Here is a 24,330-nt window from a genome sequence, read left to right as displayed (position 1 = left end):
CTGAATCGACCCTGCCGCTGGCGCAAACTCCTGATCACGCCGGAGCGTGGGCGTAGTTCAGGTGCAGGTGATGGGTGGTTCGGCCAGGCGAGGGGTCAGCGGGGTGGCGGGGGTCAGCCAGGAGGAGTCGGGGGAGTCGTCGGGGTTGATCCGCCAGTCGCAGGCCACCCGGTCGACCACGATCGGGTAGAGGGTGAGCGTGCCCTCGGGGTCGATGCGTAGACGCACGAATCCCTTCGCGTCCTCGATGCCCTGCCCGGCGAACAACTCGTTGACGTTCACCCCGAAAGCGCTGGCGATCAGCAGATAGCCGGCTACCAGTTGACTCGCCACCAGCCCGATCACCGGTAGGTACACCACCGCCGCGGCGACCGCCGGCAGCGGCCAGGGCCAGTCGTAGAACGGCAGGGCGAGCCAGGCCCAGGTGCCGGCGGCAGCCAACCCGACATGGGCCAGACCGTGCCCGACGCCGAGAACCCAGTGCCGGGCGTGCCGCTTGCCGCCAGAGCTCGGCGGCTTGGCGAACAGGGCCGCCGCGAGCACCGTGACCAGCACCATCATCACCAGCGGTACGCTGAACAGCCGCTGCTCCGAGGCCTCGGACCGGAAGTCGGTCACACCGGCGATGGAGAGCATCAGCAGGGTCTGCAGGATGCCGAGCAACGTGGAGAAGCCCGGATTGCGGCGCGGCAGGCGGGCGAAGATCCCCCAACCGTACCGGCGGGACCGGGTCGCATCCGGGTAGCGGCCGGCCAGCTCGTACGTCCAGGAGGGGCTGGACCGTCGGGCCAGAGTGTCCCGAGGAGGCACCTCGATCCGCTCGGGCAGCTTGTGCGTCGGATACAGGTACGCCCCGCCGCTACCCGAGGTCACCAACTGCCGGCCGTCCGGCCCGGTGTACCGGGCGTAGTGGTGCAGGTCGCCGGAGATCAGCAGCCGTACCTGGGCGCCGGTGGGCGCGATGATGGTCCGGATGAAGTAGTCGATCGAGTCGTACGCCTTCGGCTGGTCGGCGGCCTTGACCCACTGCGGGCCCGGCACCGCCAGGATCACCCTGCTCTGCGGTCCGAGCCTCTTCGCCACCGCGTCGAAGTAGGTGAGCTGCGGATCGTCGACGTACGATCCGGACTGGTCGTCGAGCCCGAGCAGCCACCAGCCGGCGGGCAGTTCGGCGGCGAAGTACGAGCGTGACTGGCCGGTACGCCAGCCGCCGAAGTGCCGGTCCCGGGTACGGACGAAAAGCCGGAGAAACGCGGTCAGGCCGTCGTACCAGTCGTGGTTGCCGGGCACCGCGAAGATCGTCGGTCGCTCCGGCGGGGCGTCCGGCAGCGCCGCCTGATAGGGCCCCTTGCAGCGGTCCTCGTACGCCTCGTAGTCCGCCGACGGGTAGACCTGGTCGCCACCCATGACCAGGGTCTGCGCCCGGGGCAGCCGGTGCCCGTCCACCTCCAGCTCCCGCTGGGCGAGCAGGTACGCGACCGAGTAGGTGGCGTTGAAGCCGTCACCCAGGTCGGCCACGTAGTCGAGCCACAGTCCACCGTCCGGCCCGACCTGCTTGGCGACCTCCGCGTCCAGCGCCTCCTGCAACTCCCGCTTGTCCAGGTACGCGCCGAACAGCATCGCGAGCAGCGTACGCAGGCCGGTGCTGATCAGCAGGAACGGCGCCAGCCACGGCACCGGCTTGCGGGGCGTGAAGCCCAGCTCCAGCGGATCGGTGCTGCGCGGCCGGTCGGACGCCCGCCCGCCGGTCGCTTCCTCGGCGTACGGAGCCTGCGAAGCCGGCTGCCGGGGCGGGGTGTCGACCGGTTCGTCGGAGAGAGGGGGTTCGTCGGTCACCCGTTGGAGCCTAGTGCTGCCCGACCGGGCGTGCCGAGCCGGAAACGCATCGGTGTCCGGTTCGCCGCTCGGCAATCCCGCTCGGGCCCGGGCCGGCGCGTGTCGTACACTTGACCATCGTTGCCGCCTTAGCTCAGTCGGCTAGAGCGACGCACTCGTAATGCGTAGGTCGACGGTTCGATTCCGTCAGGCGGCTCAGGGTGATGCCCTGACCAGCGGATCTGCTGGTCAGGGCATCAATTTCTTCAATGAAGATTTGAGTCGCCCCCCGAAAACGCCCCTGGTGCCGGCTGAGTGGAGTCAGATCGGAACATTGTGCGAGCGTAGGTCGGCCGGCGGTGACGATGCACCGCGGACGAGGCGTGAGGTGCGGACACAGTTCCGGGTAGGCCATTGGTCACCTGTCCAGCCGGACCAGAAGTTCCCCACCAGCCGGGACCGGACTGCGGTCCCGTTTGTTCGGATGGGTGATGCCCGGATCGGCGGCGCCTGGTCGCTCGGTAGCGTTGATGTCCGATCACCAATCTGGCGGAGGTTCCTTGTGGGGCGGCTGGTGCTGACGGCTGATGAGGCGGCGGTGTGTGAGGCCGTCGGGGTCAGATCGTTTGTGCAGGCTCGTTCACTGGTGGCGAGCGGCGCTCTGGTCGAGGTGAGCTGGGACCCGCGTACCGGCCGTGGGCGGGCCGCCGTGCAAGGCGAGAAATCTGGTTGGGCGACGGTGTCGGTCGTCGTCGGCGTCGACGGCGCGCTCAAGAGCGTCAGTGGCGCGTGCACGTGCTCGGCAGCTCCGGTGTGCGCGCATCCGGCTGCCTTGGCGTTGATCGCCTGCACCTCCGAGGCGTCCAAGCCGCAGCCGCCGTCGTCATGGGAGTTGGCGTTGACTGACCTGGTCAGCGCCGACAGCCCGGCCGTCGTGCCAGGTTCTCCGGAACTGGCGTTGCAGTTCGAGCTCGAAGACGGCGACGGCCGTGGGAAGTGGCGGATCGGGCTCCGGCCAGTAGTGCCGGGCAAGAGGGGCTGGATCCGTAGCGGTGTCTCGTGGGGGACCCTCGGCTTCGGGTACGTCCCTGATTCACCGCACACGCAGCATCATGTGGATCTCTTGGCGGAGTTGCTCGCGCTGGCGGATGACGAGGGGGGCGACCCGTACGGTTACCGCTACTACGGCTCGGGTCAGCGCGTCGTCTACCTGGATGAGTTCCGTAGCCGGCGGGTGTGGGACGTTCTGGCCGAGGCGCGGGAGGCGGGGCTGCCGCTGGTGCAGAGCGGCCGGGCCGCGTCACCGGTTCAGGCATCGGCACGTCCGGTGCGATTTTCGGTGCGGGCCGATCGAGTCGCAGCGGGCCTGCGGCTACGTCCGGCGCTGGCCGACGGCACGGAGACGATCGATCCCGAGAAGCTTATCGTGGTCGGGCAGCCGGCGCACGGCGTCGCCTGGTGGGGTACGACTGGGCCAGGTTCCTCGACTGATCCGGGTACTCTGCGGCTCGCGCCCCTGGCGAGACCGTTGAGCGCGCGGGTCACGGAGGCACTGGCTGCTCCAGCGATCGTCGTTCCGGCCGTCGAAGAGTCCCGTTTCCTGCGGCAATACTATCCGGGGCTCGTCCGTCAGGCCGATGTAGTGCCGGTCGACGAGACGGTGGGTCTGCCTGAGCTCGGGAAGGCGACGCTGACGCTGTCGGTGCGGCCGCTACCGGAACATCGTATGTCGTTGTCCTGGGATTGGGTCACCGTCGTCGGGTTGGAAAACCAGGTGGAGCCGCTGCACGCCGGTGTGCACCACAGTCCCGACCGGGCCGCGACGTTGCAACGCGTCACCACTCTGATGGCGGACCCGTCGTACGGGCTGACCGAGCCGTTCCCAGCCGGACGGCGGCTGCTGGAGCATGCCGTCGTCGCTGGTGACGCCATGCTGTGGCTTGTACGGGACGTCCTTCCCCGACTCGTCGGGATGGACGGCGTCGAAGTGGTCGTCAAGCCGCATGACGACGTCCCGGAGTATGTCGAGACGCAGGAAGCCCCGGTCGTTTCATTCGCGAGCGCGACCGAGGGCAGTCCCGGCGCGCAGGATTGGTTCGACCTGTCCGTGTGGGTCACCGTGGGCGGTGAGGAAGTCGGCTTCGAAGGGCTGTTCCTCGCGCTTGCCGCCGAGCAGGAGTTCATGATCCTGCCCAGCGGTTGCTATTTCCGGCTTGAGCAGCCAGAGTTCCGGCAGCTACGCGACCTGATAGCGGAGTCCCGTGAATTGGAGGATGCTCCTCCCGGTGTCGTGCGGGTCGGACGCTTTCAGGCGGGGCTGTGGCAGGAGCTGTCCGAGTTGGGCGAGGTCACCGGTCAGGCCGCGGCCTGGCAGCAGTCCGTGCGCGCGCTCAGCGACGTCAAGACCGGGTCCGCCGACCCGCCACCGACAGGGCTGGACGCCACTCTCCGGCCCTACCAGATGGAGGGCTTCCAATGGCTCGCCACCCTGCACCGGCATGATCTCGGCGGAGTGCTGGCCGACGACATGGGGCTGGGCAAGACGCTGCAGGCACTGGCCCTGATCTGCCACGCCGTCGAACAGGCGTCCGCCGGTGCACCGTTCCTGGTGGTCGCCCCGGCCAGCGTCGTCAGCAACTGGGCGCATGAGGCGGCGCGCTTCGCTCCACACCTCACCGTCACCCCCATCGTCCAGACCGGCGCGCGCCGGACCGGAACGCTGGAACAAGCGGTCACCGGATCGCACATCGTGGTCACGTCCTACACCCTGTTCCGGCTTGAGTACGACGAATACGCCGCGTTGCCGTGGACCGGTCTGATTTTGGACGAGGCGCAGTTCGTCAAGAACCCTCAGTCGCAGACGTACCGATGCGCGAAACAGCTACTAGCCGCCTTCAAGCTCGCGATCACCGGTACGCCGATGGAGAACAACCTGGCTGAGCTCTGGGCCCTGCTCTCCATCACCGCCCCGGGCCTGCTACCTCGGCTCGACCGTTTCACCGACTATTACCGTCGGCCGATCGAGAAGGACGACGACGAGGCACGGCTTGCGCAACTACGTCGCCGGATCCGTCCCCTCATGCTGCGCCGCCGCAAGGCTGAGGTGGTCACCGAGCTACCGGCAAAGCAGGAGCAGATCATCGAACTGGATCTGAACCCCAAGCATCGCCGGATGTACCAGACCTATCTGCAGCGGGAGCGGCAGAAAGTCCTCGGCCTGCTCGGCGACATGCAGAAGAACCGCTTCGAGATCTTCCGCTCACTGACTCTGCTGCGCCAGGCCAGCCTCGACCTGACCCTGATCGACCCGAAACACCACGCCATAGCGTCGACGAAACTCGACGCGCTCCGCGACCAGGTCACCAACCTCGCCGCAGAGGGACACCGGGTTCTCATCTTCAGCCAGTTCACACGCTTCCTGACCACCGCCCGGCAACGCCTGGAGGAGGCCGGCGTCGCCTGCTGCTACCTCGACGGCAAGACACGGCGGCGGGCGGAGGTCATCGCCGACTTCAAGAACGGGACGGCGCCGGCCTTCCTGGTCAGCCTCAAGTCGGGCGGCTTCGGGCTGAACCTGACCGAGGCCGACTACTGCATCCTGCTCGACCCGTGGTGGAACCCGGCGACCGAAGCCCAAGCGGTCGACCGTGTTCACCGCATCGGTCAGACCCGCAAGGTCATGGTGTACCGCCTGGTTGCCAAGGACACCATCGAGGAGAAGGTCATGGCGCTACAAGCCAGGAAGGCCGAGCTGTTCAGCAGCGTCCTCGACGGCGGAGAGTTCACCTCCGCCGAACTGACCGCCGCTGACATCCGCAGTCTGCTCGACTGACTTTCGACGAGGTCGACCAAACGCCGGGAATTGGTATCCAAGCATCACCAACGGCACGATGGTCTGCGTGCCCACGACTGTCTCTTCTCGCCCGTCTCCGCATGTCGTTGAGGCGGTGCTGGAGCGGCTGACGTACGTCAACGAGGAGACCGGGTACACCGTCGCCCGAGTGGCGACCGGGCGTGGTCCGGATCTGTTGACGGTGGTCGGTGCGCTGCTGGGAGCGCAGCCTGGGCAGAGTTTGCGGTTGCACGGTTGGTGGTCGTCACATCCGCAGTACGGCCGCCAGTTCGAGGTCGTCTCCTACACCACCGTGCTTCCCGCAACGATCCAGGGCATTCGCCGCTATCTCGGTTCTGGGCTGATCAAGGGCATCGGGCCGGTGTTCGCCGAGCGAATCGTCGAGCATTTCGGCCTGGACACGTTGCAGATCATCGAGGACGAGCCGGACCGGCTGGTGGAAGTGCCGGGGCTGGGCCCAAAACGCACGGCGAAGATCACCGCCGCGTGGGCGGAGCAGAAAGCCATCAAGGAAGTGATGATCTTCCTGCAAGGCGTCGGAGTGTCCACGTCGATCGCGGTACGCATCTACAAGAAGTACGGCGACGCGTCGATCAGCGTGGTGAAGAACGAGCCGTACCGGCTGGCCGCCGATGTGTGGGGCATCGGGTTCAAGACCGCTGACACGATCGCCCAAGCCGTAGGGATCCCGCACGACAGCCCGCAACGAGTCATGGCTGGGCTGCAGTACACGTTGTCGCAGGCCACCGACAACGGCCACTGCTACCTCCCCACCCCCCAACTGGTCGCGGACGCCGTGAAGATTCTCGACGTACCCGCCGACCTGGCGATCCGCTGCCTCGATGATCTGGTCGGTGAGGAAGGCGTTGTCCGCGAAAGCCTGCCCAGCCCTGATGGGCCGGTTCCGGTGATCTACCTGGTGCCGTTCCATCGCGCCGAACAGTCCCTGGCCAGTTCGGTGCTGCGGCTGCTTGGCGACCGCGCGGACCGGATGGTCCAGTTCACCGGCGTCGACTGGGACAAGGCACTGACGTGGCTGAAGAAGCGCACCGGCACCGACCTCGCCCCGGAGCAGCAGCAGGCCGTCCGGCTGGCCCTCACGTCGAAGGTCGCCGTGCTTACCGGCGGGCCCGGCTGCGGAAAGAGCTTCACCGTGCGTTCGATCGTCGAACTCGCCGCCGCGAAGAAGGCGAAGATCCTGCTCGTCGCCCCGACCGGCCGGGCCGCGAAACGGCTCGCCGAACTGACCGGCCAACCAGCAGCGACGGTGCACCGGCTACTGAAACTGCAACCCGGCGGTGAACCCACCTACGACCGAGACACGCCTTTGGATGTCGATCTGCTGGTGGTCGACGAGGCGTCCATGCTCGACCTGATCCTGGCCAACAAACTGATCAAGGCCGTCCCACCCGGGGCGCATCTGCTGCTGGTCGGTGATGTCGACCAACTTCCGTCCGTCGGTGCTGGGGAGGTGCTGCGAGATCTGCTCGCCGCGGACACGGTTCCCCGGGTCCGGCTGACCCAGGTGTTCCGGCAGGCCGCTGGCTCCGGGGTGGTCAGCAACGCCCACCGGATCAACGCCGGCCGACCACCGATCCTGCAGGGCATGAGCGACTTCTTCCTCTTCGGTTGCGACGACACCGATGCCACCGCCGCTCTCACCGTCGACGTCACGTGCACCCGCATCGCGAGACGGTTCGGGTTGGACCCGCGCCGCGACGTGCAGGTCCTCGCCCCGATGCACCGCGGCCCGGCCGGGGCTGGCGCGTTGAACACTCTATTGCAGCAGCAGCTCACCCCGGCCCGGGAAGGACTGCCGGAACGGCGGGTCGGCGGCCGGGTGTTCCGAATCGGCGACAAGGTCACCCAGATCCGCAACAACTACGACAAGGGCGCCGCCGGGGTGTTCAACGGCACCGTCGGCGTCGTCACCGCCCTGTCCACCGACGAGCAAACCCTGACCGTGCGCACCGACGAAGACGAGATGGTTGAGTACGACTTTGACGAACTCGACGAGCTGGCTCACGCGTATGCGATGACGATCCACCGCTCGCAGGGCTCGGAGTACCCGGCGGTGGTCATCCCGATCACGACCAGCGCGTGGATGATGCTGCAACGCAACCTGCTCTACACCGCCATCACCAGGGCGAAGAAGCTCGTCGTGCTCGTCGGCTCCCGCCGGGCACTCGCCGCCGCCGTGCGCACCGTCGGTGCCGGCCGCCGCCACACCGCCCTCACCTACCGCCTCAAGCCATAGCCGGCCATTCGCTGACGACGTGCCGATCGCCCACTCGAACGCGAATCCCGATCCCGCGTTTGGTAATCGATCATACACGGCGCGCTCCCTGGCGTGGTGACATGTCGTCGATAGGGCAGCAGCCTGTTGGCACCTGGCATGCATCGTGGCCCCCGTATACCCCCCGAAAACCCCCGGCATGACGAGCTGTGGGGCGGTCAGCTCAATGCGGGGTTCGCGCAGAGCGCGCTGGTCATGAAGGGCATCCCGTCCGGTTCGGCCCGATCCCGCTGCGCGCTCGGGATCGGTGCTGGTATGGCCGCAACGCTGCTCGTCGTCGGCGATAACTATGACGGGCTGGCTCGCGAACGTCCTTCGTTGCTCCGCGGAGCATCAGTCCGGCGCTGGGAGAATCTCTGTCCAGCCACTCACGCGCTCAAGCGCGTATGGAAACGACGGACGGAGTCGGCGACGCCCGTTCGGTCAGTGTTCAATATATGCGTCTTGCGGATACAACCAGGTGCCAGAGGGCCAAGATCGAGAGTTCTGATGTGGCTCCAACGGATCCCGTCCGGCCGTGGCCGCGCAATACGATGTTCGTCCCGTTGGCCCGTTCACCGCCCGTCCCTAGGGTACGACCATGTTCACGTTCCAGTTCCGCTTGGTCTCCATAGCCGTCCTCTCGACGATCGCCCTTGCCGGGTGCGATTCGGGGTCCCCCGCCGAGCCCGACGACACGACCGTCAGCCGTGGCGACGGGACCACTGCGACCGTCGATGCCCAACCGGGGACCGACGACCCTCCCGGCGACAGTGGCGGCTACGAGCAATCCGACGAAGGCACCGGGACTGTCACCATCGACGGCACCATCCACCGGGACTTCGAGGGCGAGTGCGAGTTCACCAAGAGTTTCGGTGCGCAACCCGTCCCTGATCCGTTCGCCGAGGACGTCCGGCTCATCCTCGGCGTAGACAACGTCGACTCCGGCGACCCCGACGCCCAGTCGTTCACTGCGATCTCGAATCGGAGGTTCCGGCACGTCAACAAGGAAAACGGTTTCAAGAGCACCTTCGGCTCGATCGCAGTCACCGGGCCGGTCACCCAAGGCGCGAGCGCGGACATCGCGCTGGTGCGCTTCGAGGGCTCAACCAGTGCCGGCTCATCGGTCGAGATGGACATCGTCTGCATTCTCGACAAGCCGTGACCCGTGGAGACCGTTCGGCCCGCTGGTCAGCCGAGGGTCGAGCAGTGCCGCCACCAGAGCCGCCCGGGACTGTACGTCGGCAACGCGGAACGTCGCCTCCAGGTGCTTGCGCACCGTGGAGGCGGTGATGCCCAGCGCCCTGGCGATCTGCACGTTTGTCGCGCCGGCGATGACCAGCCGGGCGATCTCGGACTGCCTGCTGGTCATGCCCAGTTCCCGGCAGCGGCGGCGGCGCACGGCGTCCTGGTCGCGGAACATCAGCGAGTACGGGCCGACCGCCGTCGTGGCGACCGTCGCCTCGATCGGGCCGTCGGCGGCACCGAGACGGATCGGTCTTGTCGCTCTGCCGACCTGCCAGCGCGACCCGATGGTCTCGCGGAGCTGCCGCCAGAACGACGTCGAGGTGAGGTCGGCCCCGACCCGCAGGTCGAGCCCGAGCCGGTCGCCGATCGCCACCGCCTCCACGCTTGTGGTCAGCACCGTGCCGCCCTCGGCGAGCCGGACCCCGGTCCACCCGTCCGCCGCCAGGAGGACGTCGTTGGCGCGGGCCCGTCCCGATCCGCTGACCAGCCGGTGCAGGTTGATCAGATGCGGTCGCAGGTCGCCGAGGAGCCGTCGCTCGTCCGCGCTGAACGATGTGCCGTCGCGGTTGACCGTGAAGGCGGTCACCAGCCCGGGTCGGTTGAGGACGCCCAGCGCGACCTGACTCTGGACGCCGTTCGCGGCGTAGAACTCCCGGAAGAGAGCGGTCCGGCGGAATGCGTCGTCCGGGTCGACGTCCGCCCAGGACGCCACCGAGCCGTCGCCGCCAGCCATGTGGGCGATCAGCGGGTTCTGCAGGGCGAGGCGGCCCAGCAGTGCGGCGTGCTGCTCGAACCATTCCACACCCGGGTACGGCCACAGGTATCCGGACACCACCTCGGTCCTGAGATTGACCTCCGTGTACGACGTACTGACGCAGGGCACGAGGCGGAACAGCTCGCGGCAGCCGGCCTCCGCGAACTCGCCGAGGTCGCGGGACCGGCTGATCGCCTCGACCGCCGTCAGGAGGGCACCCGGCCCGGTGGTGGTCATCGCCGTACCGTCGCCGACCGCTCGGTGTCGGTGAGGTCGGGCGGTCGGGGGCAGCCAACGATGAGCACCAGCACAGTGTGCCCGGCTTCCGCACCATGACGCTCGGTAGCGGTCGCGATATTTGACGGCGTCAGCACGGTGACCCGCCGATTTCCTACCTGCATGACAGATCTGTCCAGAATCGCAAGGATGCGGGATGCGCCACGGGAAGCTGCTCCTCGTCACGGCGTTCGCCAGCCTGGCCATCACCGGTCCGGCCGCCCCGGCTGCCGGTGCGCCCACGGACGGAGGGCTCGAACTGGCAGGGCGGCACGGTGGTCGAGCCGGTACCTGCTGGTCAACGGCGCGGAACAGCCCCCGAAAGCCCCCAGAAACGCTGGTACCGCTGAGTCTGCTGCTGCCGGTGCACCCGTAGTGACGATCGACCAGTTCGGCGTGACCACGGTTCTGGCCATCCTGTCGATCAGCACCCCGTCGTCATAGCCGAGGTGCTCGGACACGGCGACAGCGACCCGACCAGGTAGGTCAGCGTCTGCCTGCGCGGCTCCGCCTCGAACCTGGTACGACCATCGGGGTTCCTGCCACCGAATCGGCGATGATGACGGCCTCCAGACTGAAAACATCGTGGATGAGTTCGACGGTGATGATTGCATCCGGCGGACCGGCGGCAACGACGGTGCCGTCCTTCATCGCCACCAGGTGGGTGCCGTAACGACAGGCATGGTTCAGGTCATGCATGACCACCGCGAGGGTACGACCAGCCTCGTTCAGTCGCTGGCAGAGATCGAGGACATCGATCTGATGGGTGATGTCCAAATACGTCGTTGGTTCGTCAAGCAGCAGCAGGGGGGGCAGGGTCATTGCGTTGTTGGGTAACTGCTGGTCACGGCGGTGATGAGGTGGTGTGGGCGGCGGTTGGCGCGTCGGGTGGCGCGGGTGATGTTGGTGTCGCCGTTGGTGCGGTGGTAGCTCATTGCGGTGTTGCGTAGGGTGGCGATGACGGCGGGTCCGGTGCCGGTGCGGGCCTGGCGTGAGTCTTCATGGAAAGTGACGTCGCGGACGTGGTGGATCAGGTTCTCGATGTGCCACTCGCGGCGGGCTCAGTCCTGTAGGTCAGTGGGTTGGGCCTGCTCGGCGGGCAGGGACAGCGTGTAGTAGGCGGTCTCGCGGCTGGTCTTTCCGCCGGTGGTGCGGGTTCGGATGATCCGGACGGCCTGCTGGGCGTGGGGGAACCTGATGCCGCCGGGAGTGTGCAGGGTGATGGCTTTGACGGTGCGGGTCTCGCGGCGGCCGTGGCCGCGGTCACGGCGGCGGTCTGCGGCGGGGACGTCCGGCCAGGGCAGGGCTTTGAGTTGCTTGAGCAGGGTGGGTTGATTGCCTTTCGTCGGGATCATCAGGTGGGCGCCTCGGGCGGCGATCTCCTCGGCGTGGGCGCTCTGGGTGTGCAGGGCGTCGGCGATGAACAGCGGCCCGGCCAGGCTGCCCAGCACCTGCTCGACCGCGTCGAGCAGCGGCTTGAAGGCAGGAATTTCGTTCGACTTCGCGGCGATGGTGACCTGGGCCAGGACGATGCCGGTGTTGGTGTCCAGCGCGGAGAGCAGGTGGACTTGGCCGCCGTCGGGGCGGCGGGCTCCCCGCAGGGTCTTGTCGTCAACGGCGATTACGGTGCGGTACCTGCGGGACTGGGTGGTGACCGGCCGGGCTCGGGCCCGCAGCCAGCCGGCCAGAACGGTGGACAGCAGCGCGTCGTCGAGACGGGTCAACAGGCGCCACACCGTCGTGCCTGCGGGCACCTGTGGACCGAAGCCGAGCCCGTCACGGGCCTGCTCGTCCAGGTCGTGCAGCCGGTCGGTGATCGCGGCGAACGACGACGCGCCGGCCAGGACCGCGCATACCGCGACCGCGAGGAGGCTCGACAGCGGGTAACGCACCCCACGCGGGTCGCGGGGATCCGGGACAGCCGACAGAGCATGCAGCAGCCCCATCGTCTCACCCTCGGTGACCGCGGATGATGACGCGTCAGCGCTACTGGTGACCGCGGCCAGTGCAGAGATCGGGCATGATGACATCGGCGGGTGAGATCCTCGGGGCGTCGTGAAGCGTAGAGAACTTGATGATCACCGACGTGATCTCACCCGCTCCTCGCGCCCTCCACAAAGCCACCCACTCCACAAATTCCCAGTTCAGGGCACCCGCAGACCGACTATGCAATCACCCTGCGGGTTCACCTGGCGCCGGTCGTCGTGCCTCCCGCGCCGGTGTGGTCCCTTCTGTCGGGCGTCACCGGTAGTTCCGACAAAGTCCCTTATTGATCAGAGCGCCGGAGGTTCCCGTGGTGAGCCGGCCGAGGACGATCTGCCCGAGCCCTGTAGTTCGAGGTCAACGACGGCTGCGGCTGATGCTGGTGCCGACCGACGGGTGCGGCTGGGCGCCCGGCGGTCGGGAGGTGGCGGATCCCAGGCAGAGCGAGTGCGTGATCGGCCTGTACGCGACCGGCCCGGACGAGGTGGACGCGCTCGTCGAACGGGCCCGGGTCGCCGGGCGGCAGGGTGGTCACCGAGCCTGGCCAGCAGCCCTGGGGGTACGCCGGCACCTTCGCCGATCCGGACGGCCATCTGTGGATGATCGTGGCCGCTCCGTCCAGCTCCTGAGCCCGGCCAGCGGGTGCAGAATCCAGATGGATGCTGCAGGCGGGTCCGTCGCCGCGAAGGTCAGGCGTACGGGGCCCGGTGTGCCGAGTGGTTCGGCCAACTCGGCCGTTGATGTGATCTCCACCGTTACTGTGTGCCTCCCCGTGCAGTTGACCGTGGTGACGACGCTCTGCGGGGGAACCGCCGCCGTCAGGGTAGTCGCGCTCACCGTGAGGTTTGTCCCCTGGTGACCGGGGTACGGCCACAACCAGCGCCCGCGAGACGAACCAGTGGAGGCCCCGGAGATGGAGAGTCGACTCAAGATCTTGGGCCATCCCGTCCATCCGATGCTGGTGATGTTCCCGGTCGCGCTACTGGTCACCGCCGTACTGTTCGACGTCGTCGACACCGTCGGCGGGCCGGACTTCCTCGGCGAGGTGGCGTACTGGAATCTGACCATCGGCCTGATCGGCGGCCTGCTGGCCGCGGCGGCCGGAGTGTTCGACCTGCTGGCCCTTCCGACCGGCACCCGGGCCAAGCGGGTGGCCCTCACCCACGCCGCCGCGAACGTCGCGGTGATCCTGCTCTTCGCCGCCGTCTGGGTGGTACGGCTCAACGCCGATTCGCGGGCGGCCGGTGGCGCGCTGATCGCCATCGAGGTGGTGGCGCTCGGCATTCTCGGGATCGGTGCCTGGTTGGGCGGCGAACTCGTCGACCGGCTCGGCGTCGGAATCGACCGTGACGCGAACCTGGACGCGCCGAGTTCCCTGCGGCCGGCCGCCGCCAGCCAACGGATGGGAGATGTGCGATGACCAGGCCGGGACGAGGTTGGCGGGGCGGGCAGCAGGGCTGGGACCCGATGGGCGAGTTGCAGACGCTGCGGGCCGAGCTGAGCCGGCTGGTCGGTGGCCGACCAGGGCCGCCGGAGGTGGAGCTGGGTGAGACCGCCGACGGCTGGGAGGTCGTCGTCCGGCTGCCCGGCGTCGCGCGGGAGGAGGTCGCGGTGGAGTTGGAGGACCGCGAGCTGTGCGTGCGGGCGCGGACCGAGGCCGAGGTCAACGCCGACCACGGCATCACCGGCGGCTTCGAGACCCGGGGCTTCGAGTACCGCGTGCAGCTGCCGTCGCGGGTGGACCCGGACGCGATCGACGCGGTGATGGACCATGGGCTGCTGCGGGTTCGGCTGCCCCGGGCGACCCGGGGCGCGTCGCGCACCATCACGGTCGGTCGCACCGGCCCGCGTACCGCCGGCCTGGCCGGCGGTACGCCGAGCAGCGTCGACCCGGCGGCCGACCGGGAGCTGCACCAGCCGGACGTCGCCGCTGGCGAGCCGGGCCGGTAGCACGTCGCCGTGGCAGCGACGCCGCTGCTGGTCGAGGCCGCCGAGCCGGTTCCCGAGGTGGCCCGGGTCGCTGTGCTACGCGCCAACGCGCTCGGCGACTTCATCTTCGTACTGCCGGCGTTGGAGGCGCTGCGGGCCACCTACCCGCAGGCGGAGATCGTGCTGCTCGGCGCGCCGTGGCACGAGGGACTGTGGCGCGGCCGGCCAGGCCCGGTGGACCGGGTGCTGGTGGTGCCGCCGGCACCCGGGATCCGCGCGGTGACCGCCGGTGAGCCCGAGTCGAGCATGGTCGACTTCCTGGCCGCCGCCCGCGCGGAACGCTTCGACCTGGCGCTCCAGCTGCACGGCGGCGGGGCGAACTCGAACCCGCTGGTGGCCGCGCTCGGCGCCCGGGTCACCGCCGGGTTGCGCGCCGAAGACGCGCCGCCGCTGGACCGTTGGCTGCGCTACGTCTACTACCAGCCCGAGGTGGTCCGCTATCTGGAGGCGGTGGCGCTGGTCGGCGCACCGGCGACCACGATCACTCCGGCGCTGGCGGTAACCGACGCCGACCGCGCCGAGGCGCGGACCGTGCTCGGCGAGCCGGATCGCCCACGGGTGGCGCTGCATCCGGGCGCGACCGACACCCGTCGCCGCTGGCCCGCCGACCGGTTCGGCCAGCTGGCTCGGACGCTGCACGCCGACGGCTACGAGGTGCTGGTCACCGGCACCCCCGCCGAGCAGGACGTGGTCGACCAGGTGGTGGCGGCAGCGCGGGTGCCGGTCCGGCCGCAGGTGGGTACGCTCAACCTGGGTGGGCTCATCGGCTGTTATGCCGGCTGCGCGCTGGTGGTCTCCAACGACACCGGCCCGCTGCATCTCGCCGCCGCCGTGGGTACCCCCACCGTCGGCATCTTCTGGGTCGGCAACCTGATCACCACCGCCACCGGACTTCGCGGTCGGCACCGGCCGATCATCTCGTGGACGGTGCACTGCCCGGTCTGCGGGGTGGACTGCACCCCCGGCGTCTACCCGCACCGTCCCGGCGACGGCGAGTGCCCGCACCGGGACTCCTTCGTCACCGACGTCCCGGTGGACGAGGTGACAGAAGCCGCCCGCGAGCTGCTGTTCAAGGAGTAAGCAAGGGGCCCTTGTTGACGCCGGCCTCAGGCGTCCGCGTCCGCGTCGGCCAGCACGGCCTCCCATGCCTCCACGTCGCGGTCGGTGACGGTGGTGGGAGACTCCAGGTGGTAGGCGCCGCTGGGCAGGACACCGGCGCCGCCGTGGCGCGCCAGCACGGCGAGTTGGGCGGCCACATCCTCGCCCTGGTGCCGCTCCGGCAACCCGCGCCAGAACTCGAAGCCGCCGGAGTCGACCAGCTTGGTCCGGTCGTACAGGACGCACCCGCCGATCCAGGAGACCCGGTACGCTCGCCAGCTTCCGGCGGGCAGCGCCAACGCCTCGGTGACGTGCAGCAGGTTCGCCGCCGAGTGGATCTGCGCCCGGTCCCACTCGGGACTGCCCGGCCGGATCCGCTCCGGCACCGGCCGGCCCGTCCACTCCCGGTAGTGCCGGTGCGTATCCGGCCTTACGTCGTCCAGGTAGGACAGCCCGTGCACCGCGTTTCCGACGAACCCGCAGCCCAACTCGTCGATCGCGGTCACCAGCCGGCGCAGTGTGCCCGGCTCCAGCCAGACGTCGTCGTCGAGGCAGAGCACGAGCCGGGCGGCGGAGGCGGCGAGCAGGTAGGCCCGGTGCTCGGCGAGGCCGCGCCGGGGCAGCCGGCGGGTCAGCAGCACCGGGTGCCCGCGATGGCGCAGCGCCCGAACCATGGTGGCGGCCGCCGGATGGGCGTACCCGGGGTCGCCGTCGGACTGGTCGCTGACCGCCACCCCGAACCCCGGCACCCCCTCCTGCGCGGCGAGCCCCGAGAGGGTGACGGCGAGTTCGGCCGGACGGTTGCGGGTCGGGATCAGCACGTCGACCGGGCGGTCGACGCGAAACTCCTCGGGTTCGTCGGCGTCGAGCGGTCGGTTCACGGCGTCCGGCCAGGCAGTGGCGGGGCGTCCGCGCCGGTCACCGGCAGCGGGTCGCCGCTGCCGGTGACCGGCGGTGCGCCCGGCTGGCCGTACGCCCGGATCCGGTTGATGATCGCGGAGGTGGAACGGTCCGCCACGTACCCCAGGGTGCGGACCTGGCCGCCCAGCCGCCGCACCAGCGGCGCCTCCGGCACCAGCTCGGGTGGGTAGTCGCCACCCTTGACGTAGACGTCCGGGCGGATGGCCTCGATCAGCGCGGTCGGTGAGTCCTCCTCGAAGACCACCACGTGGTCGACACAGGCGAGGGCGGCGAGCAGAGCGGTACGGTCCTCCACCGGGTTCACCGGCCGGTCCGGCCCCTTCAGCCGGCGTACGCTGCTGTCGGAGTTGACCGCCACCACCAGCAGGTCGCCGAGGGCTTGGGCCTGCTCCAGATACCGCACGTGGCCCCGGTGCAGCACGTCGAAGCAGCCGTTGGTGAAGACGATCGAGCGCCCTGCCCGGCGTTGCTCGGCGACGATCTCCGTCAGGTCCCCGGTGCCGACCAGCACCTGCCGCCCGGCGCCCTCGGTCGTCGGACGGCCGAGCCTGGCCAGCAGATCCTCCCGGCGGCAGACACAGGTTCCGGTGCTGGTGACGGTGCTCGTCGCGGCGAGTTGGGCCAACTGCGCGGCGGTCGACAACGGGGCGTCGGCGGCCAGCGCGAGTGTCATTGCCGCCAGGTACACGTCACCGGCGCCGACCGCATGGCTGGCCGGGACGGGTGTGCTGTGGCTGCGGGACGGCTCGCCGTCGGCGCCGCCGACCACCGCGCCCTCGGTGTCCAGGGTGACCGCGACCACTGCCGCGCCGGTGTGCGCACGCAGCTCGGCGAGCCGGGACTCGGCCAGCAGCGCCCGGTCCACCCCGGCGCCGGCCTCGGCGTTGACGGTCACCCCGGTGCCGGTCACGCTGAGCCCGTTGCCGGTCAGCGCCACCCGGCTCTCGCCCGGCGTTGGCTCCCCGGTCGGCCCGTCGGTACGCCGCATCCCGGCTTCGCCCGGTGCCGCGCCCACGGTCAGCTCGGAGGGCCCGTCGGTCGGGTCGACCTCGGGATACTCCAGATACAGTCCGGCGGTGCCGGCTCGGGCGAGCAGCCGGGTGGCCTCCGCGAAGCTGGGGGTCACCACGGTCGGGCCGAGGCCCCGCCAGTCGGCGAGGTCGTGGGCGTCCAGCGCGACGGTGGCGTACCGGTCCCGGTGCGCGACCAGCCAGGCGCGTACCGGTGCGGACAGGGCGCCTAGGCCGTAGTCGCAGACGACCAACGTTGGGTCCTCGCCGCCGCTGGCGGCCCGCAGCTCCTCGGTCGCGCAGTCGAGGGCGGTGAGCAGGTAGTCCACGCCCGTGTCGCTGAGCGGGTCATCCGGATCGCCGGAGTCCTCCCGTAGGAGGATCTGGTCACCGGCCAGCATCCGGCGCTTGACCACGGTGGGTCGGCCGAGCTGGTTGACCGTCCGGTCCCAGACACCGGCCAGGTCCAGGCAGTCGTGTAGCTCGTCACCCGGCGCGTCTGCGCCGACGGGTGCCACAAGCATCGAACGCCCGCCCAGCGTGGCGATGTTGACTGCGGTGTTGGCCGCGCCGCCCGCCGCCGAGATGCGGCGGCGCAGGGTGAGGACCGGGGCTGGGGCCTCCCGGCAGAGCCGGTCGGAGTCGGCGAACCGCCACTCGTCGAGCATGGCGTCGCCGATCACCAGGACCGGGCGCCCGAGCCAGCTCTGCACGACGTCGGCGAGCCGGAGCTGTTGAGCTGCTGCTCGTGCCATGTCGGCGGTTCCCCTGCGCTCGGCGGGGTCAAACCTGTGGTCGGCTTTCCGCGTCGGCGGCATGTCTGCGGTGATCCGGCACTTAGCTGCGCCGGTGCGTCCGGCGGCACCGACGGTCTTGGTGCGGGTTCGCTCCCGGCGCAAGCCGCTCGACCGTGAGTCGACACCAAAAGCGTGCCGCCGAGATGGAAGCGAGGTCACCCACGATGTTCTGACGGCAGGTACAGGGGTCGGTTCTGACGGATTCGTGCCGCGAAACCGGCTCACTTCAGGATCAGTCGGTTGGTCTGCTCGAAGACGTCCAGGTCGGCCAGGGTTTCCCGGACGCTGGCGGAGATCGGGTGCGGCATCGCGTCGCGGCGGAAGAAGCCGGCGTCGATGGTCTCGTCGGTGATCCGGGCCAGCTGGCCGTCCCACTCCTCGACCCGGAACGCCGTGGTGAAAATCTGGTACGTGTGGCCGTACATGTTGGTGTGGGTACGATCCGGTCCGGTGTAGAGCGCGAAGGCGTTCACCCGCAGGGCCCGTAGCCCCGTCTCCTCGCGGACCTCCCGCACGGCGCAGTCGGCGATCGACTCGCCCAGCTCCATCGCGCCGGCAGGCATCGCCCACTGCCCGTTGTCGGAGCGGCGGATCAGCAGGATGCGGGCCAAGTTGTCGCGTACCACGGCGCGAGCCCCGACGAACATCAGCGTACGGTCGCCGGCCAGGGCACGCAGTTGCCCGACGTACGACTCAGCCCAGGAAATGCTCACCCCGGACAACTTACGGGGGTTCCCAACGTGTGACCGGCGACACTAACTTGTTACCCATGCGTAGCACGATGATGGACGCGCCTCTCCAGGTCTCCCGGATCCTCGAACACGGCGCCATCGTGCACGGCGCGGCCGAGGTGGTGACGTGGACCGGAGCCGCGCCGCGCCGCAGCACGTACGCCCAGGTCGGGCGGGACGCCGCCCGACTCGCGCATGCCCTTCGCGCCGAGTGTGGGGTGACCGGCGACGAGCGGGTCGCCACGTTCATGTGGAACAACACCGAGCACCTGGTGGCGTACTTCGCCGTGCCCAGCATGGGCGCGGTGCTGCACACGCTGAACATCCGACTCTTCCCCGACCAGGTCATCTACATCGCCAACCACGCCGAGGACCGGGTGGTGCTTGTCGACTCGACGTTGATCCCGCTGCTGGCGAAGTCCATCGGGGCGATGACCAGCGTCCGGCATGTGGTGGTGGTCGGCGGCGGTGATCCCGACCCGCTGACGGCCGCAGCCGGCGACCGGATCGCCGTACACCACTGGGACGCGTTGCTGGTCGGCCGGCCGGAGGAATACGACTGGCCCGAGGTGGACGAGCGCGCCGCCGCCGCCCTCTGCTACACCTCCGGCACCACCGGCAACCCCAAGGGGGTCGCCTACTCGCACCGCTCGATCTACCTGCACTCGTTGCAGATCTGCATGCCGGAGGGTTTCGGGCTCGGGCCGACCGACCGTGAGCTGGCCATCGTGCCGATGTTCCACGCGATGTCGTGGGGTCTGCCGTTCGCGGCCTTTCTCTCCGGCGCGTCGTTGGTGATGCCGGATCGTTTTCTCCAGGCCGCCCCGATCGCCGAGATGATCGCCGCGGAACGACCGACTCTGGCCGGCGCGGTGCCGATCATCTGGACCGACCTGCTGGCCTACCTGGACGGCAACGACGTGGACACCTCCTCGCTCAAGGAGGTGATCGTCGGCGGTTCGGCCTGCCCGCCGTCGCTGATGCGCGCCTTCGAGGACCGACACCACGTCGACGTGATCCACGCCTGGGGGATGACCGAGATGTCGCCACTGGGCTCGGTGGCCCGCCCGCCGGACGGCGCGGTCGGCGAGGACGCCTGGCGTTACCGGTACACGCAGGGACGGGTGCCGGCCGGGGTGCAGGCCCGCATCGTCGGCCCGGCTGGCCAGTCGCTGCCCGCCGACGGGGTGTCCGTCGGCGAACTGGAGGTGCGCGGGCCGTGGATCACCGGCCGGTACGTCGGGGACGAGGCACCCGATGCGGAGAGGTTCCGCGACGGCTGGCTGCGCACCGGTGACGTCGGCACCCTGTCGGCGGACGGTTATATCACCCTTACCGACCGGGCCAAGGATGTGATCAAATCCGGCGGGGAGTGGATCTCCTCGGTGGAGTTGGAGAACGCGTTGATGGCTCACCCGGCGGTGCTGGAGGCCTGCGTGGTGGGCGTGCCGGACCAGCGCTGGGATGAGCGGCCCCTGGCCACGGTGGTGCTCCGTGCGGGTGCGTCGGCCACCGCGGAGGAGCTGCGCGAGTTCCTGTCCGGGTCGGTGGCCCACTGGCAACTGCCGGAGCGGTGGGCGTTCGTCGACGTGGTGCCGAAGACCAGTGTCGGCAAGTTCGACAAGAAGGTGGTGCGTTCCCGGTACGCCGATGGTGACCTGGATGTGCGGGAACTGGCCACGCCGTAACGTTTTTCGGCGCATCATCGCCGTTAGGAGTAGCGGCCTCGCACAGACCTCTCTCCGGTGGGCGGCCCCGGCGTTCGCACCGCGCCGGGGCCGCCCTTTCCTTGCGGGGCGACCCGCAAAGCCAGTATTGCGAAACTTGTTCGCCTGTGTCCGGCGGATGGAGAATTTGCCTGCTCAGGCGGCAGGCCGGCTTCCGTGCCCACCCGGATCCCGCCCTGCGCGACGGCTGCCGCGACATCCGCCACAGCCTGCGCCTTCGGCGTGGTGTACGCCAGCACGAACTGCCAGCGGGCATTCGGCGCCATCAGTGGGCGGACCGGCAGGGTCACCTCGTCGCTGCCAGGCGGCCTCCCAGACCCACACCAGTCCTAGGCGGGGCGGGGGCCACTGGTGGTTCAGCCCAGCCCGTCGACGAGCGCCGGGGTCAACTCGCCGATCGACCCCAGCACCGTCGCGGCCAGCCGTTCCGCGTCCGGATCCAACGGGTACGCCCCGTGCGGCACGGCCACCACGGCCATCCCTGCCACAGCCGCCGACCGGACCCCGTTGGAGGAGTCCTCCACCGCCGCGCAGCGCGCCGGGTCGACGCCGAGCCGGCGCGCCACCGCCAGGTAGACGTCCGGTGCGGGCTTGCCACGTTCGGTCTCCTCGGTCGACAGCGTGGTGCGGAAGGCGTCGACCAGACCGGTGGCGGCCAGCGCAGCCGCGATCAGCCGGGTCGGCGACGAACTGGCGAGCCCCAACGGCCACCGCGCGGCGAGCCGGCGCACCACCTCGTCCGCACCGTGGATCAGCGGTACCCGGGCCGCGTACCGCCGAGCCATCTCTTCGACCACCTCGGCGGCCACCTGCTCGGCGGTGCGCCGCACGCCCAGTTCGTCGCTGAGGTACCGGGCCCACTCGCCGGTGCTCATCCCCATCAGCCGCCGCTGGGTGTCGTCGCGCCAGCTGCCCCCGTGCTTGGCGACGTACCCCCGCCGCACCTCCTCCCACACCGGCTCGGAGTCCACGATCACGCCGTCCAGGTCGAAAACCACCGCATCCACCGTCACCCACCCATCCTCGCGCACCCTCATCCTTGCCACCCGTCCACGTGTCGATCAGAAGCTTTGGGTCGGGGATGTGCGAAGAATCAGCCGCAGACTCGGATCAACCCTGTAGGGGTGGGAGGCCGATGGGGCTGCCCGGGGGGATGACCGTGTGGGCGGCGCGGGCGATCGGGTGGAGTAGGTCGCGTAGGCGCTGGGTGCGGTCGGCGCCGAGTGCTGTCCAGGGGCGGGCGGCGGTGGTGTCGGTGGACTTTTCGACCGCCTGGAAACCGGCCCGGCCGCGGTCGGTCGGCTCGCCGCCGGCGGTGAGCCAGCCCCGGCCGGCCAGCCGCTCACGGGCCTGCGCCCACTCCTGCTCCGACCAACCCCGGCCGAGTAGATTCGCTGGCGACATGTCGACCGCGACCCGCCAGGCCAGCGCCTCCACCGGATCGAGATCGGCGGCGACCAGCGCCGCGACGTGGCCGTCGCCCCGGTGTTCCCGCAGCGTGGTGGCGGCCTGCCAGAGCCGGGCCAGCGGGTACTCGCCGTGCGGTAGGGCCGCGTTCGCCGCGCCCAGCACCCGGCCGGCGATCTCGATACCGTCGCCGGCGGCCTCCAGCAGATCGGCGGCCTCCGTGAGGTGCCGCTCCGGCAGTTCGTAGGTCAACTCGGCGAGCGCCTGCACGGCCCCGGTGAGGCGGGACCGCAGCGCCTCCTCCGGCGCGGCCAGCTGCCACACTCCCGGCAGTGCCCGGGTGACCATGTGTGGCGCGAAACTGTAGAACGCAGCGATCACCGGAGCCGGCCCGGTCGCTCCGAGCGGAGCCGCCCGGCCGGCGAAATAGCCCCGCCAGTACCCGCGCAGCCCGACGGCCTCGTGGGCGGCGCGGGCGCGCGGGTGGAAGTAGGTGACGGCGTGCACCGGCTCGAAGTGCGTCCACATCTGCCGGGCGGTTCGCCCGGCAGCGTCGCGTGCCGTCACCCGCGCCTCCGTGTTCGTGCCGGCCGTACGGTCACTGGGCGGCGAGGATGTCGACCACGAAGCGCAGCGGGCCCCCCGGACGACCACCCTCGCCGTCGCCGTACGCCTGCTCGGCCGGGATGTCGAGCTGGACCCGACTGCCCACGGTGACCCCGACCAGGCCCTTGTCCCAGCCGGGGATGACCTGCCCGACCCCGATCGGGAAGGTGGCCGGCTCGCCCCGCTCCCAGGAGGAGTCGAACTCCTCACCGCTGGCGAAGAACACCCCGACATAGTTGGTGGTGATCGACTGACCGGCTTCGACCTTCGGCCCGGTGCCCTCGATCAACGGCGTCACGGTGAGCTCGGTCAGCTCGCCCTCGCCGGGAGTGACGGTCGGCTTGCTGCCCAGCGCCGGGTCGGCGCCCTCCGGCAACTGTGGGGCGGGTGGCGCGCCCGGATCGCTCGGCGCCTCCGCCGGGGCGGACGGGGTGCCGGCGGCCTGCTCGGGAGCGTCGTCGCCGCCGCGCTGGCCGACGATCACGAACACGGTGACCAGCACCGCCACCACGGCGACGCCGGCGAACGCACCGGCCCAGGCCTGCCGGCGGCGCTTGGCCTCGGCGGCCTTTTTGGCGGCAAGCTGCTCGGCCAGCCGCCGCTGCGACTTCGTGGACCGGTTGTCCGTGCTCTCGCTCACGTCGTCGACTCCCTGTTGAAAGGTGGATGCGTCCGGGCGCAAACGCCGTCGCCGACACACGGTACCTGGTGGTGGGCGTACTGCCGACGATCGATCGCCACCAGTGGGACGGATGGGATGGTTGAGGGCGCAGTGCGCGGTCAGGCGGTCTTGCGGGTGGCCTTCTTCGGAGCGGCCTTTCTGGTGGTCACCTTCTTCTGAGCCTTCTTCGCGCCCGTTGCCTTCGTACCCTCCGCCTTCTTGGCGGGGTCGGCCTTCTTCGGGGCGGCCTTCTTCGCCGGGGCCCTGGCTGCTTTGGCCGGGGCCTTCGCGGCCTTCTGTTGGGCCGAGCGCGCCGACGAGATCGGCGTCGGCTCACCCGCACCACCTGCGTCACCGGTTCCATGCTCGCCCCGGGACGCCCGTGCACGCTCCACGGACGCCTTGAGCGCGGCCATCAGGTCCACCGCGGCTGCCGGAGCCTCCTCGACCTCCTCCGGCTGGACGACCTCACGGCCCTCCACCTTCGCGTCGATGACCTCCTGCAACGCCGCCCGGTAGTCGTCGGTGAACTCGTCCGGATGGAAGTCCCCGGCCATCGAGTCGACCAACGAGGTGGCCATCGACAGCTCCGGTGGCCGGATCTTGAGGTCCTCGTCGAGGAAGCCGAAGGCCGGCTTACGGATCTCGTCAGGCCAGAGCATCGTGTTCAGCAGCAGCACCCCCTCGCGGACCCGCAGGGTGGCCAACTGCTCCCGCTGGCGCAGCGCCACCTTGACGATCGCCACCCGCTCGGAGTCGGTCAACGCGTCCCGCAGCAGCAGGTACGGCTTGGTCGCGGTGCCCTCCGGCTCCAGGAAGTACGCCTTGTTGTAGAGGATCGGGTCGACCTGTTCGGCCGGCACGAACTCCAGCACGTCGATCGCGCGGGAGCTGGTCAACGGCAGGTCGGCGAAGTCGTCGTCGGTCAGGATGACCATTTCCCCGCCGCCGATGTCGTAGCCCTTGGCGATGTCGTCGTAGCTGACCTCCTCGCCGCAGACCTGGCAGGTGCGCTTGTACCGGATCCGCCCGCCGTCCTCCCGGTGCACCTGGTGAAACCGGATGTCCTTCTCTTCCGTCGCCGAGTACAGCTTGACTCCGATCGAGACCAGCCCGAACGACACGGCTCCCTTCCAGATGGCACGCATCCTGCGCTCCCTTCCCCGGTATCGACCATGC

General features: G+C 69.7%; 18 protein-coding genes, 1 tRNA gene and 2 pseudogenes. 9 read left to right on the top strand and 12 right to left on the bottom strand.

Going from position 1 to position 24,330, the window contains the following annotated elements; translation table 11 throughout:
- Positions 1–57 precede the first annotated feature (57 nt).
- Positions 58–1,836 carry a metallophosphoesterase family protein gene (locus tag ACFHWY_RS12775; protein WP_416580381.1) on the bottom strand — a complete coding sequence of 593 codons (1,779 nt, stop codon included), beginning with the start codon at positions 1,834–1,836 and terminating at the stop codon, positions 58–60.
- A gap of 122 nt (positions 1,837–1,958) precedes the next feature.
- On the opposite strand from ACFHWY_RS12775, the gene ACFHWY_RS12770 reads away from it, so the two are divergent.
- From ACFHWY_RS12770 to ACFHWY_RS12755, 4 genes are all read left to right on the top strand, one after another.
- Positions 1,959–2,032, top strand: a tRNA-Thr gene (locus ACFHWY_RS12770).
- A 429-nt stretch (positions 2,033–2,461) separates the two neighbouring features.
- Positions 2,462–5,647: an SNF2-related protein gene (locus ACFHWY_RS12765; RefSeq protein ID WP_416580380.1), complete on the top strand. Its 3,186-nt coding sequence runs from the start codon at positions 2,462–2,464 to the stop codon at positions 5,645–5,647.
- Between the two features lie 67 nt (positions 5,648–5,714).
- Positions 5,715–7,925, top strand: a complete 2,211-nt coding sequence (locus ACFHWY_RS12760; RefSeq protein ID WP_416580379.1) for an ATP-dependent RecD-like DNA helicase — start codon at positions 5,715–5,717, stop codon at positions 7,923–7,925.
- Between the two features lie 619 nt (positions 7,926–8,544).
- The gene (locus ACFHWY_RS12755) at positions 8,545–9,108 is read left to right on the top strand and encodes a hypothetical protein (protein WP_416580378.1); all 564 of its coding nucleotides are present in this window, start codon (positions 8,545–8,547) and stop codon (positions 9,106–9,108) included.
- Here the strand turns inward: ACFHWY_RS12755 and ACFHWY_RS12750 are convergent.
- The 3 genes and pseudogenes from ACFHWY_RS12750 to ACFHWY_RS12740 all read right to left on the bottom strand — a co-directional run bounded on the left by ACFHWY_RS12750 (position 9,064) and on the right by ACFHWY_RS12740 (position 12,167).
- Entirely contained in the window at positions 9,064–10,182 is a 1,119-nt protein-coding gene (locus ACFHWY_RS12750; protein ID WP_416580377.1) for a response regulator transcription factor, read from the bottom strand. The two genes, ACFHWY_RS12755 and ACFHWY_RS12750, sit on opposite strands and share 45 nt — an antisense overlap.
- A 525-nt stretch (positions 10,183–10,707) precedes the next feature.
- Positions 10,708–11,031 (bottom strand): annotated as a pseudogene (gene fecE / locus ACFHWY_RS12745) (Fe(3+) dicitrate ABC transporter ATP-binding protein FecE); the annotation flags it as partial.
- A 251-nt stretch (positions 11,032–11,282) separates the two neighbouring features.
- A complete protein-coding gene (locus tag ACFHWY_RS12740) occupies positions 11,283–12,167 on the bottom strand; it encodes an ISAs1 family transposase (RefSeq protein WP_416580376.1) in 885 nt (294 codons plus the stop codon).
- Positions 12,168–12,731: 564 nt separating this feature from the next.
- Between ACFHWY_RS12740 and ACFHWY_RS12735 the strand changes: the two genes are divergently transcribed.
- From ACFHWY_RS12735 to ACFHWY_RS12720, 4 genes are all read left to right on the top strand, one after another.
- Positions 12,732–12,833 (top strand): hypothetical protein, encoded by a 102-nt coding sequence (locus ACFHWY_RS12735; RefSeq protein WP_416580375.1) that lies wholly within the window; start codon positions 12,732–12,734, stop codon positions 12,831–12,833.
- Positions 12,834–13,117: 284 nt separating this feature from the next.
- Positions 13,118–13,624 (top strand): DUF2231 domain-containing protein, encoded by a 507-nt coding sequence (locus ACFHWY_RS12730; RefSeq protein ID WP_416580374.1) that lies wholly within the window; start codon positions 13,118–13,120, stop codon positions 13,622–13,624.
- A complete protein-coding gene (locus tag ACFHWY_RS12725; protein ID WP_416580373.1) occupies positions 13,621–14,154 on the top strand; it encodes an Hsp20/alpha crystallin family protein in 534 nt (177 codons plus the stop codon). Before ACFHWY_RS12730 ends, ACFHWY_RS12725 begins: the two co-directional genes overlap by 4 nt.
- A 9-nt stretch (positions 14,155–14,163) precedes the next feature.
- Positions 14,164–15,273: a glycosyltransferase family 9 protein gene (locus tag ACFHWY_RS12720; RefSeq protein WP_416580372.1), complete on the top strand. Its 1,110-nt coding sequence runs from the start codon at positions 14,164–14,166 to the stop codon at positions 15,271–15,273.
- Positions 15,274–15,299: 26 nt separating this feature from the next.
- Here the strand turns inward: ACFHWY_RS12720 and ACFHWY_RS12715 are convergent, their stop codons facing one another.
- The 3 genes from ACFHWY_RS12715 to ACFHWY_RS12705 form a co-directional block, all read right to left on the bottom strand.
- Positions 15,300–16,172 carry a glycosyltransferase gene (locus tag ACFHWY_RS12715; protein WP_416580371.1) on the bottom strand — a complete coding sequence of 291 codons (873 nt, stop codon included), beginning with the start codon at positions 16,170–16,172 and terminating at the stop codon, positions 15,300–15,302.
- Complete coding sequence (gene rfaE2, locus ACFHWY_RS12710) at positions 16,169–17,977, bottom strand: D-glycero-beta-D-manno-heptose 1-phosphate adenylyltransferase (protein WP_416580370.1); 1,809 nt, start codon at positions 17,975–17,977, stop codon at positions 16,169–16,171. Before rfaE2 ends, ACFHWY_RS12715 begins: the two co-directional genes overlap by 4 nt.
- A 263-nt stretch (positions 17,978–18,240) precedes the next feature.
- Entirely contained in the window at positions 18,241–18,732 is a 492-nt protein-coding gene (locus ACFHWY_RS12705) for an NUDIX domain-containing protein (protein ID WP_416580369.1), read from the bottom strand.
- A gap of 56 nt (positions 18,733–18,788) precedes the next feature.
- Between ACFHWY_RS12705 and ACFHWY_RS12700 the strand changes: the two genes are divergently transcribed.
- Positions 18,789–20,438 (top strand): long-chain fatty acid--CoA ligase, encoded by a 1,650-nt coding sequence (locus ACFHWY_RS12700; RefSeq protein ID WP_416580368.1) that lies wholly within the window; start codon positions 18,789–18,791, stop codon positions 20,436–20,438.
- A gap of 149 nt (positions 20,439–20,587) precedes the next feature.
- Here the strand turns inward: ACFHWY_RS12700 and ACFHWY_RS12695 are convergent.
- The 5 genes and pseudogenes from ACFHWY_RS12695 to ACFHWY_RS12675 form a co-directional block, all read right to left on the bottom strand.
- Positions 20,588–20,779: pseudogene (locus ACFHWY_RS12695) on the bottom strand (NADPH:quinone reductase); the annotation flags it as partial.
- A 54-nt stretch (positions 20,780–20,833) separates the two neighbouring features.
- Positions 20,834–21,514, bottom strand: a complete 681-nt coding sequence (locus ACFHWY_RS12690) for an HAD family hydrolase (RefSeq protein ID WP_416580367.1) — start codon at positions 21,512–21,514, stop codon at positions 20,834–20,836.
- A 73-nt stretch (positions 21,515–21,587) separates the two neighbouring features.
- Positions 21,588–22,412: an SCO6745 family protein gene (locus ACFHWY_RS12685; RefSeq protein WP_416580484.1), complete on the bottom strand. Its 825-nt coding sequence runs from the start codon at positions 22,410–22,412 to the stop codon at positions 21,588–21,590.
- A gap of 70 nt (positions 22,413–22,482) precedes the next feature.
- Positions 22,483–23,130, bottom strand: coding sequence for an FKBP-type peptidyl-prolyl cis-trans isomerase (locus tag ACFHWY_RS12680; protein WP_416580366.1), 648 nt, complete (start codon positions 23,128–23,130; stop codon positions 22,483–22,485).
- 140 nt (positions 23,131–23,270) lie between these two features.
- Complete coding sequence (locus tag ACFHWY_RS12675; RefSeq protein ID WP_416580365.1) at positions 23,271–24,299, bottom strand: Ku protein; 1,029 nt, start codon at positions 24,297–24,299, stop codon at positions 23,271–23,273.
- Positions 24,300–24,330: the final 31 nt, after the last annotated feature.

The organism is Micromonospora sp. LOL_024 (assembly GCF_048060415.1).
Classification (GTDB): Bacteria; Actinomycetota; Actinomycetes; order Mycobacteriales; family Micromonosporaceae; genus Micromonospora.
The sequence above is the reverse complement of the archived record's forward strand: the minus strand, read 5'-3'. Positions and strand labels throughout refer to the sequence as shown.

Excerpts from the sequence above, each read along its gene's own strand:
- ACFHWY_RS12755 (WP_416580378.1), top strand. The coding sequence starts at position 8,545 with ATGTTCACGTTCCAGTTCCGCTTGGTCTCCATAGCCGTCCTCTCGACG.
- ACFHWY_RS12750 (WP_416580377.1), bottom strand. The coding sequence starts at position 10,182 with ATGACCACCACCGGGCCGGGTGCCCTCCTGACGGCGGTCGAGGCGATC.
- ACFHWY_RS12740 (WP_416580376.1), bottom strand. The coding sequence starts at position 12,167 with ATGGGGCTGCTGCATGCTCTGTCGGCTGTCCCGGATCCCCGCGACCCG.
- ACFHWY_RS12730 (WP_416580374.1), top strand. The coding sequence starts at position 13,118 with ATGGAGAGTCGACTCAAGATCTTGGGCCATCCCGTCCATCCGATGCTG.
- ACFHWY_RS12725 (WP_416580373.1), top strand. The coding sequence starts at position 13,621 with ATGACCAGGCCGGGACGAGGTTGGCGGGGCGGGCAGCAGGGCTGGGAC.
- rfaE2 (WP_416580370.1), bottom strand. The coding sequence starts at position 17,977 with ATGGCACGAGCAGCAGCTCAACAGCTCCGGCTCGCCGACGTCGTGCAG.
- ACFHWY_RS12700 (WP_416580368.1), top strand. The coding sequence starts at position 18,789 with ATGCGTAGCACGATGATGGACGCGCCTCTCCAGGTCTCCCGGATCCTC.
- ACFHWY_RS12690 (WP_416580367.1), bottom strand. The coding sequence starts at position 21,514 with ATGAGGGTGCGCGAGGATGGGTGGGTGACGGTGGATGCGGTGGTTTTC.
- ACFHWY_RS12685 (WP_416580484.1), bottom strand. The coding sequence starts at position 22,412 with ATGTGGACGCACTTCGAGCCGGTGCACGCCGTCACCTACTTCCACCCG.
- ACFHWY_RS12675 (WP_416580365.1), bottom strand. The coding sequence starts at position 24,299 with ATGCGTGCCATCTGGAAGGGAGCCGTGTCGTTCGGGCTGGTCTCGATC.